Source organism: Flammeovirga sp. EKP202, assembly GCF_014534745.1.
GTDB lineage: Bacteria > Bacteroidota > Bacteroidia > Cytophagales > Flammeovirgaceae > Flammeovirga.
Map to the genome: position 1 here is coordinate 20,668 of NZ_JACVVP010000078.1, position 6,651 is coordinate 27,318.

Below are 6,651 nucleotides of genomic sequence, written 5' to 3' on the forward strand. Positions count from 1 at the left end.
CAGTTTATAATTAATTACTACATAAAGCACGTTAAACTACGAGCGAGGTGGCGTCTGTCGAGGCTTGAAGTTTCAGCGATTATTATCTTCTTTTATACTGTATACTGACTTTAAGTACTTTAGACTTTTTTGCAAATCTTTTTTAAAACTTTTATTTGCATATTGTAAAACTTCAGGTTCTAAATCACGTTTACGCATGGATATTTCTGCCATAGCGTAAGCGATAACTTTTTGAGGTAAATATCCTTGACTTGAGCTTGACCAACCTTGCATTCCACCTGATGACCACTGATTAAAACTAAATTTAGTATTACCTAAAAATAAACCAAAGCCATATGCAATAGCTGTCAAATCAGTTCGAAGTTCATTTTCATATTCTTCAAAGTAATAGCCTTTCTCTTCCATGATAATATAATGACATAATTCATGAGCTATTGTAGCTATTAAAGCTTGTGGATTATTTAATAAGCCTCTTTCGATAAGAATCATATTAGATTCACCATCCATGCTAAATAAACCAACATGTCCATCTTCATCATTTTGTATTGAAACGGAATGATCAAGTACAGTTGTTCTATTATCATAGAACTCAATAGAAATATGGTAAGGATTTACTTGAAAATACATACAGATGTTTTCAAAAAGTTCTTTAGCACATTCTTCAGTTGCTTCAAATTTAATGTTAAAAAATCTGTTTGTTGGTAAAATCATAGGTTGTTCTATAATATCAATAAAGTTGATATTTACCCAATCTAACATTTCTTCTACCCATTTTTTATCCTCAGTAGATATCGGACATTTTGGCTTTCTATTCCAGAACATTTTTTTGTGAAAATTTTTGGTTTAAATTATTGTAGAGAACAGTCCGGTTAAACGTAGTGGTGTTTATGACCACCAACTTTTCAATTTATTCCAGAAACCTGATTCATTATCTGTCTTTGTATTTCCATACTCATCCGCCATTACATTTGAGTCATTGTTATGCCCATTTTCTTCGTCTGTCGTAATAGATTGATATTTCAAATCAACCCATCCCCACGGAATCCTCCTTTTTTCTTTCTTCAGGATTTTTGCTAAGTCAGTTTGTTCAAAATGATTAATCCAATTTGTTTGTAAATCCGTAATAGGCAAAATATCTCCTTGTTCATCTTCATGCTTCTCAATATCTTTTATGAAGGATGTTCTAATGTTATTCGCCTGTTCATCATATGAATCAAGAATCTTCTTCCTTTCCATCCAATCATTTCTATTTTCCGAAATTTCTCTACATACTTCATCATTCCATGGTTTTAATTCAATTGAATTTATTGCTGTTTCCTTTATCCATGACGTGAATTTATTGGAAACCAATGTGGAACTCTTTTCCGTTTCCATATAAAAGTAAACAGGCGGGTTTTCGTGATTCATGGAGATGTAAGTGAAATTATATCCATGGTGTTCTGATAACACTAAATATGGTTTTTCAATTGTAAATTTGTCTTCATTTAATATCTCATCAGCAACTTCTTTTGCATAATCAAGATAGCCAATTGAGTAATTGTCACAATCAAAAAGTCTTGCTAGGTTTTTTCTCCCCATTGCAAGTAAATACTCCTTGTATGCAATAGGTAAGCTGCCAATCTTCATTTCCAGTTCTTCAATTTCTGAGTCAGAGCAGCCAGCAATATTATTTTCCTGTTCAATATTTCTCTCAATTAAGAATGATTTCAGATCGACATAGAAATCTTTATATGCTCTTTCTTTCATTTTTAATTATTGTATACACCTTTTCGTAAAGCGTTATTTCTTTTTCATTGATATTTCATCAGTATCATCGTCAATTAATTCCCAGTTCAATTGATTCGCAATTTTAGTCCCAATTTTTTGGTAATGAGTTAACGATTCTTGATTGTCTGAAAACAGCAATTCTACCAGATTAACCTTTTCAAAGTATTGTCCTTTGTCAATACTAAAGCACCCACGTTGGTCACACTTTATTAAAGAAATGACACCCCAAGGTAAGTTAGTTTTATTCTCAAATTGGACTTTATCTGTCTGCTTTACTTCGGGAATTCTTTTAATGAAATCTAAGAGTTCTTTAGTCTCGGTTTCAATTGAAAATTCAGAGTCAAATCTTATGTTCAAGTATTTATAGCTCATTGATGTTATTTGTTCAACTCATGTAATTCTCCCCAACTTAGGTCTACTACTGAAGAGTTATTTTTAAGAATTAAGAATCCTGGTGCTCCACCAAATGCTAAATTTTCTTCATGATTAATTAGGTCGAATTTATAGTCAAAATAAAACCCCTTTTCATATTCAATGCTCTGGGACAGTACCCAATTCATCTTATCAGAATAAGGGTTGTCTTGATTCATTCGCTCAATATGATTATTGGCAATTTTAATCGCTTCAATCTCCGTCATATTATTCAATGCTTTACAACATAATTGCTAAACTACGACCAGCGGATGTGTCATCCGATGGATGGAAATTAGCTAATGTGTGTGCCCAAAATGCGCACGATCTATATTCATCTAAATATAGTTCAATCTTCTAGAGGGTGCAAGTCCTTTATGCATGGAGTACGATCCCGATGTACTACAAGTGTTGTTCTTCGTAATACACTGAAGTAAGTCAAGCTGTAAAAATTGAAGGCAAGCCTCAAAGAGGTGACCCGAAAAACAACACCCATGAGCTTCGATGAACGCATCAAGAAACTCCTAGAAATACAAAGAGGTTGGGTCAACTATTTTAGTTTAGGAAGCATCCAGCGAAAACTGAAAAAGGTAGATGAATGGGTAAGAAACAGGCTCCGGTACTGTATCTGGCATCACTGGAAAAAGGTAGAACGCAAGCGTAAAAACTTAATGCGTTTAGGAATACCTCATGGTCAGGCGTATGCTTGGAGCAGAACGAGGAAAGGAGGTTGGGCAGTTGCTCAAAGTCCTATTCTTATCACTACCATCACCTTAGAACGACTAGAGAAAAGAGGATATATTTCTATGTCCGAGATCTACAAAAAGTTGACTGAACGGTAATCAACCACAGTATACCTTCATGAGAAGAGATTCGAATTGAGGGAGCGAAGCTCAGAGTACGTACGGTGGTGTGAGAGGGTTTCCCCGTCATTTATTGGTGGGGTAGTTTACTCGATTAGCAACTGTTATTTCAACTTTTTGATAAGCTCTTCTTCATCTGGTAAATATTCTCTTAATGCTTTAGGTAGATCTTTAGTTAATTGATATTCTGATATACCTATTGGTTTATTTACTGTTCTCAAAGCATATTCTACTTCTAAAGTATTTTTTGAAGCACATAAAAGAATACCTATAGAGGGGTTTTCATTTTCTTCTTTTTCAATGTTATCTAAAAGTTCAAGATAAAAATTTAGCTTTCCTGCATATTCAGGTTTAAATTCACCTACTTTTAACTCTACAATAACCAAGCATTGTAATTTTCTATGATAGAATAATAAATCTAGATAATAATCTTTTTCTCCTAAACTCAGTTTATATTGATTACCAATAAATGCAAAACCTTGACCTAATTCTAATAAGACATCTTTTATCTTAGAGATCATTGCTGCTTCTAACTCAGCTTCTTTAATACTTCCTGATAAGCCGAGAAAGTCTAATGAATATGAACTTTTAATAGTCTCATCTGCTTGTTCTGAAAGATGTTCAGGTAATGTTTGATTAAAATTATGTTGCTTATTCTCACTTAATGAACGTACATAAGAATTCGCCTTAATTTGATTTAATAGAACATTTCTACTCCAGCCAAATTCTTTAGAGGACTTTATGTAGAATTCTGCCTCATCATCATCTTTAATCTTCTGCATTATTAATAAATTATGTCCCCAAGGAATTTCTGCGACAAGCTGTCGCAGTTTTTCATTTGCAGAATATCTTGAAAAAAATTTTCTCATATCCCAAAGGTTTCTACTTGAGTAACCTTCTGTATTTGGAAATTTATTTTTAAGATCTTTAGAGAGTTGTTCAACTATTGATTTTCCCCAACCATTTTCATTTTGTTGTCGATGAATTATTGCCCCAATATTCATATAGTGGTTCATTTGTACTTCATTAACTTTGATGACTGCTTTTGTACGAGATACCTCTATTTCATTTTGAATTAATGATAAAGTATCCTGATAAGCTTTAGTTGGTATATTTTTCATAGGATACGAAGATAATTATTTTTTAATTTATTGGAAGTTTAGAGTTGCTAACGATTTGGCTAAACTACGACGAGTGGATGGAGGTTAGCTAATTTGTGTGCCAAAATAGGCACGATCTTTATTTTTCTAAAAAGCCCGAACGGAAACGCAAAAACTTAATGCGTTTAGGAATATCTTATGATCAAGTGTATGCATGGAGTAGAACGAGGAAAGGCGGATGGGCAGTTGCTCAAAGTCCAATTCTTATTACCACCATTACTTTAGAACGTCTTGAGAAGAGAGGATATATTTCTATGTTCGACATCTACAAAAAGTTAACTGAACGGTAATCAACCGCCGTATACCTTCATGAGAAGAGATTCGAAATGAGGGAGCGAAGCTCGGAGTACGTTTTACCCATTTCGAACAGTTTACTTATTTATTCTGTTTTCATTGTATAAAAATTGGCTTAATAGCATAAAATACAGGTTTAAAAACAGGTGTTTATTCTAAAAATGAGTTGTATTTATTGTTGTTTTCACCCTAAAACCATAAGGCATACAATTATTTCCAATTTTTATACAACGTCATTCACTCTGTATCTAGCTAACTTTGTATTAAAGATTTTAAAACAATTTAAATCATGAGTAGTCAAAAATTAACAATTGTAGCCAGAATATTGGCAAAACCTGAAGGCAGAGAACTTGTAAAATCAGAGCTATTAAAACTTATTGATATTACCCGAGCAGAGAAAGGGTGTATCAACTACGACCTTCATCAAGATAATGAAAACGAAAATTTATTCCTGTTTTATGAAAATTGGGAAAACAGAGAATTGTGGCAAATCCACATGAATAATCAACACTTAGCTGATTATTTGAAAGCAACTGATGGTGCAGTTGAAGAATTCGTTGTACATGAAATGAATCAAATAGCTTAAATTTTGTTCCATATTTGAAAATATAACGAAAAGAAACGATTATATTTTCATTAATAGTTCTGATGTTGTTAGACCGGGAAACATTGCTGGCTATAACAAAATCAGGAAGAATGTTTGTTACAACGAATCTTTTATTGGACTCTGAAGTAAAGGTATATGTGGTGTTTGCAGAGGTAATGTATATTTAACCAATATTGAGGATGGGAGTAACTAACGTTAAAGGTAAATGAATGAGTAAGAAACAGGCTTCGATACTGTATCTGGCGTCACTGGAAAAAGGTGGAACGTAAGCGTAAAAACTTAATACGTTTAGGAGTACCTCATGGTCAGGCGTATGCTTGGAGCAGAACGAGGAAAGGAGGTTGTGCAATTGCTCAAAGTCCTATTCTTATCACTACCATCACCTTAGAACGACTAGAGAAAAGAGGATATATTTCTATGTCCGAGATCTACAAAAAGTTGACTGAACGGTAATCAATCGCCGTATACCTTCATGAGAAGAGATTCGAAATGAGGGAGCGAAGCTCGGAGTACGTACGGTGGTGTGAGAGGGTCTCCGCTAGACTAATTGCCTAGCGGCGCTCTACTCGATTAGCATTTTTAGTTTATTTGTTTCAATTTATTATTCTCTAGTTCGAGTAGTTCAGTCCAAAGGAAATCAGTATCACATTGACATTCTTCCATGAGGAAAAAAAATCGGCCTTCTATTGAAATAGGATAATATCTAAGAGAACAAATTTCATCATCACTTTTATAAAGAAAATCTAGATTATTTTGTTCCTCATTATATTCAAAAAAATAGTATTTATTCGCTGTATTACCAATTAAATATACTTTATTATCTACTGAAAAAGCATCAATAGAATAATAATTATCTAACAATGAAATATTATTATTATCAACATAACTTTTAAAAACTGACTCGTAAATATCAGGATCTAATGAATTAATGTTCATACTTTTTTTATAATCTTCCAAATTTGATGAAACAAAATAGTAATAATGATTATCAAGACTTGAATCAATTTCATAAACAGCATAAAAGTCTTCAAACCCAGTATCATTGATGAACTCTAATCTTTTAAAAGATCCTTTTGTTTTTAATAACCCACTTTTACTATAAATAGTGATTTCAGGAATTAATTGGAAATATTTTTCTGCTATTGAATCTGTAAATATGTATGTTTTCACTTCATCTATATCCGAAATTAATTCACCATATCGCTTAACAAATGATATAATAAATTCATAATTACTATTATCAAAGCTTTTTGTTGGTTTAGGAATTACAAAAGCTTCATCTCTTAGATGAAAATTTCTAATAATCCCAATGTTGCTAGATTCTACTAATTGGGCATTCGTGTTATTATAAAAGACTAATAACAAAAATATTGATAGAAGTTTATTCATTGCTTTAAGTTATTATTAATGCTAACATAACTGCTAAACTGCGGGGAGCGTGCGTGTCGCACGAGACCTGAAGTTTTAGCTGATGTGTGTGCCCAAAATGGGCACGATCTATATTTGTCTAAATATAGTTCAATCTTCTAGAGGGTGCAAGTCCCTTATG

10 protein-coding genes are annotated in these 6,651 nt (G+C 32.8%); 4 read left to right on the forward strand and 6 right to left on the reverse strand.

Features of this window, described 5'->3' with window-relative positions; translation table 11 throughout:
- Window positions 1–72: 72 nt before the first annotated feature.
- The 4 genes from IC221_RS27500 to IC221_RS27515 all read right to left on the reverse strand — a co-directional run bounded on the left by IC221_RS27500 (window position 73) and on the right by IC221_RS27515 (window position 2,405).
- On the reverse strand, window positions 73–822 hold the full coding sequence (locus tag IC221_RS27500; protein WP_188172021.1) for a hypothetical protein: 750 nt from the start codon (window positions 820–822) through the stop codon (window positions 73–75).
- Window positions 823–885: 63 nt separating this feature from the next.
- Window positions 886–1,746 carry an SMI1/KNR4 family protein gene (locus IC221_RS27505; RefSeq protein ID WP_188172022.1) on the reverse strand — a complete coding sequence of 287 codons (861 nt, stop codon included), beginning with the start codon at window positions 1,744–1,746 and terminating at the stop codon, window positions 886–888.
- A 33-nt stretch (window positions 1,747–1,779) separates the two neighbouring features.
- Window positions 1,780–2,139, reverse strand: a complete 360-nt coding sequence (locus IC221_RS27510; RefSeq protein WP_188172023.1) for a hypothetical protein — start codon at window positions 2,137–2,139, stop codon at window positions 1,780–1,782.
- Between the two features lie 5 nt (window positions 2,140–2,144).
- Complete coding sequence (locus tag IC221_RS27515; RefSeq protein WP_188172024.1) at window positions 2,145–2,405, reverse strand: hypothetical protein; 261 nt, start codon at window positions 2,403–2,405, stop codon at window positions 2,145–2,147.
- A 225-nt stretch (window positions 2,406–2,630) separates the two neighbouring features.
- On the opposite strand from IC221_RS27515, the gene IC221_RS27520 reads away from it, so the two are divergent.
- The gene (locus IC221_RS27520) at window positions 2,631–3,020 is read left to right on the forward strand and encodes a group II intron maturase-specific domain-containing protein (RefSeq protein WP_223241517.1); all 390 of its coding nucleotides are present in this window, start codon (window positions 2,631–2,633) and stop codon (window positions 3,018–3,020) included.
- 125 nt (window positions 3,021–3,145) lie between these two features.
- On the opposite strand, the gene IC221_RS27525 is transcribed toward IC221_RS27520, so the two are convergent.
- A complete protein-coding gene (locus IC221_RS27525) occupies window positions 3,146–4,162 on the reverse strand; it encodes a YhcG family protein (RefSeq protein ID WP_188172026.1) in 1,017 nt (338 codons plus the stop codon).
- A gap of 158 nt (window positions 4,163–4,320) precedes the next feature.
- On the opposite strand from IC221_RS27525, the gene IC221_RS27530 reads away from it, so the two are divergent.
- The 3 genes from IC221_RS27530 to IC221_RS27540 all read left to right on the forward strand — a co-directional run bounded on the left by IC221_RS27530 (window position 4,321) and on the right by IC221_RS27540 (window position 5,555).
- Window positions 4,321–4,491, forward strand: coding sequence for a hypothetical protein (locus IC221_RS27530; RefSeq protein ID WP_223241518.1), 171 nt, complete (start codon window positions 4,321–4,323; stop codon window positions 4,489–4,491).
- A gap of 293 nt (window positions 4,492–4,784) precedes the next feature.
- Complete coding sequence (locus tag IC221_RS27535) at window positions 4,785–5,081, forward strand: putative quinol monooxygenase (RefSeq protein ID WP_062621415.1); 297 nt, start codon at window positions 4,785–4,787, stop codon at window positions 5,079–5,081.
- Window positions 5,082–5,360: 279 nt separating this feature from the next.
- The gene (locus IC221_RS27540; protein WP_223241519.1) at window positions 5,361–5,555 is read left to right on the forward strand and encodes a hypothetical protein; all 195 of its coding nucleotides are present in this window, start codon (window positions 5,361–5,363) and stop codon (window positions 5,553–5,555) included.
- A gap of 126 nt (window positions 5,556–5,681) precedes the next feature.
- Here IC221_RS27540 and IC221_RS27545 read toward each other — a convergent pair whose 3' ends face one another.
- Complete coding sequence (locus tag IC221_RS27545; protein WP_188172027.1) at window positions 5,682–6,491, reverse strand: hypothetical protein; 810 nt, start codon at window positions 6,489–6,491, stop codon at window positions 5,682–5,684.
- Window positions 6,492–6,651: the final 160 nt, after the last annotated feature.

Coding starts and splice junctions, on each gene's coding strand:
- IC221_RS27500 (WP_188172021.1), bottom strand. CDS start 822: ATGTTCTGGAATAGAAAGCCAAAATGTCCGATATCTACTGAGGATAAA.
- IC221_RS27505 (WP_188172022.1), bottom strand. CDS start 1,746: ATGAAAGAAAGAGCATATAAAGATTTCTATGTCGATCTGAAATCATTC.
- IC221_RS27510 (WP_188172023.1), bottom strand. CDS start 2,139: ATGAGCTATAAATACTTGAACATAAGATTTGACTCTGAATTTTCAATT.
- IC221_RS27515 (WP_188172024.1), bottom strand. CDS start 2,405: ATGACGGAGATTGAAGCGATTAAAATTGCCAATAATCATATTGAGCGA.
- IC221_RS27525 (WP_188172026.1), bottom strand. CDS start 4,162: ATGAAAAATATACCAACTAAAGCTTATCAGGATACTTTATCATTAATT.
- IC221_RS27530 (WP_223241518.1), top strand. CDS start 4,321: ATGCGTTTAGGAATATCTTATGATCAAGTGTATGCATGGAGTAGAACG.
- IC221_RS27535 (WP_062621415.1), top strand. CDS start 4,785: ATGAGTAGTCAAAAATTAACAATTGTAGCCAGAATATTGGCAAAACCT.
- IC221_RS27545 (WP_188172027.1), bottom strand. CDS start 6,491: ATGAATAAACTTCTATCAATATTTTTGTTATTAGTCTTTTATAATAAC.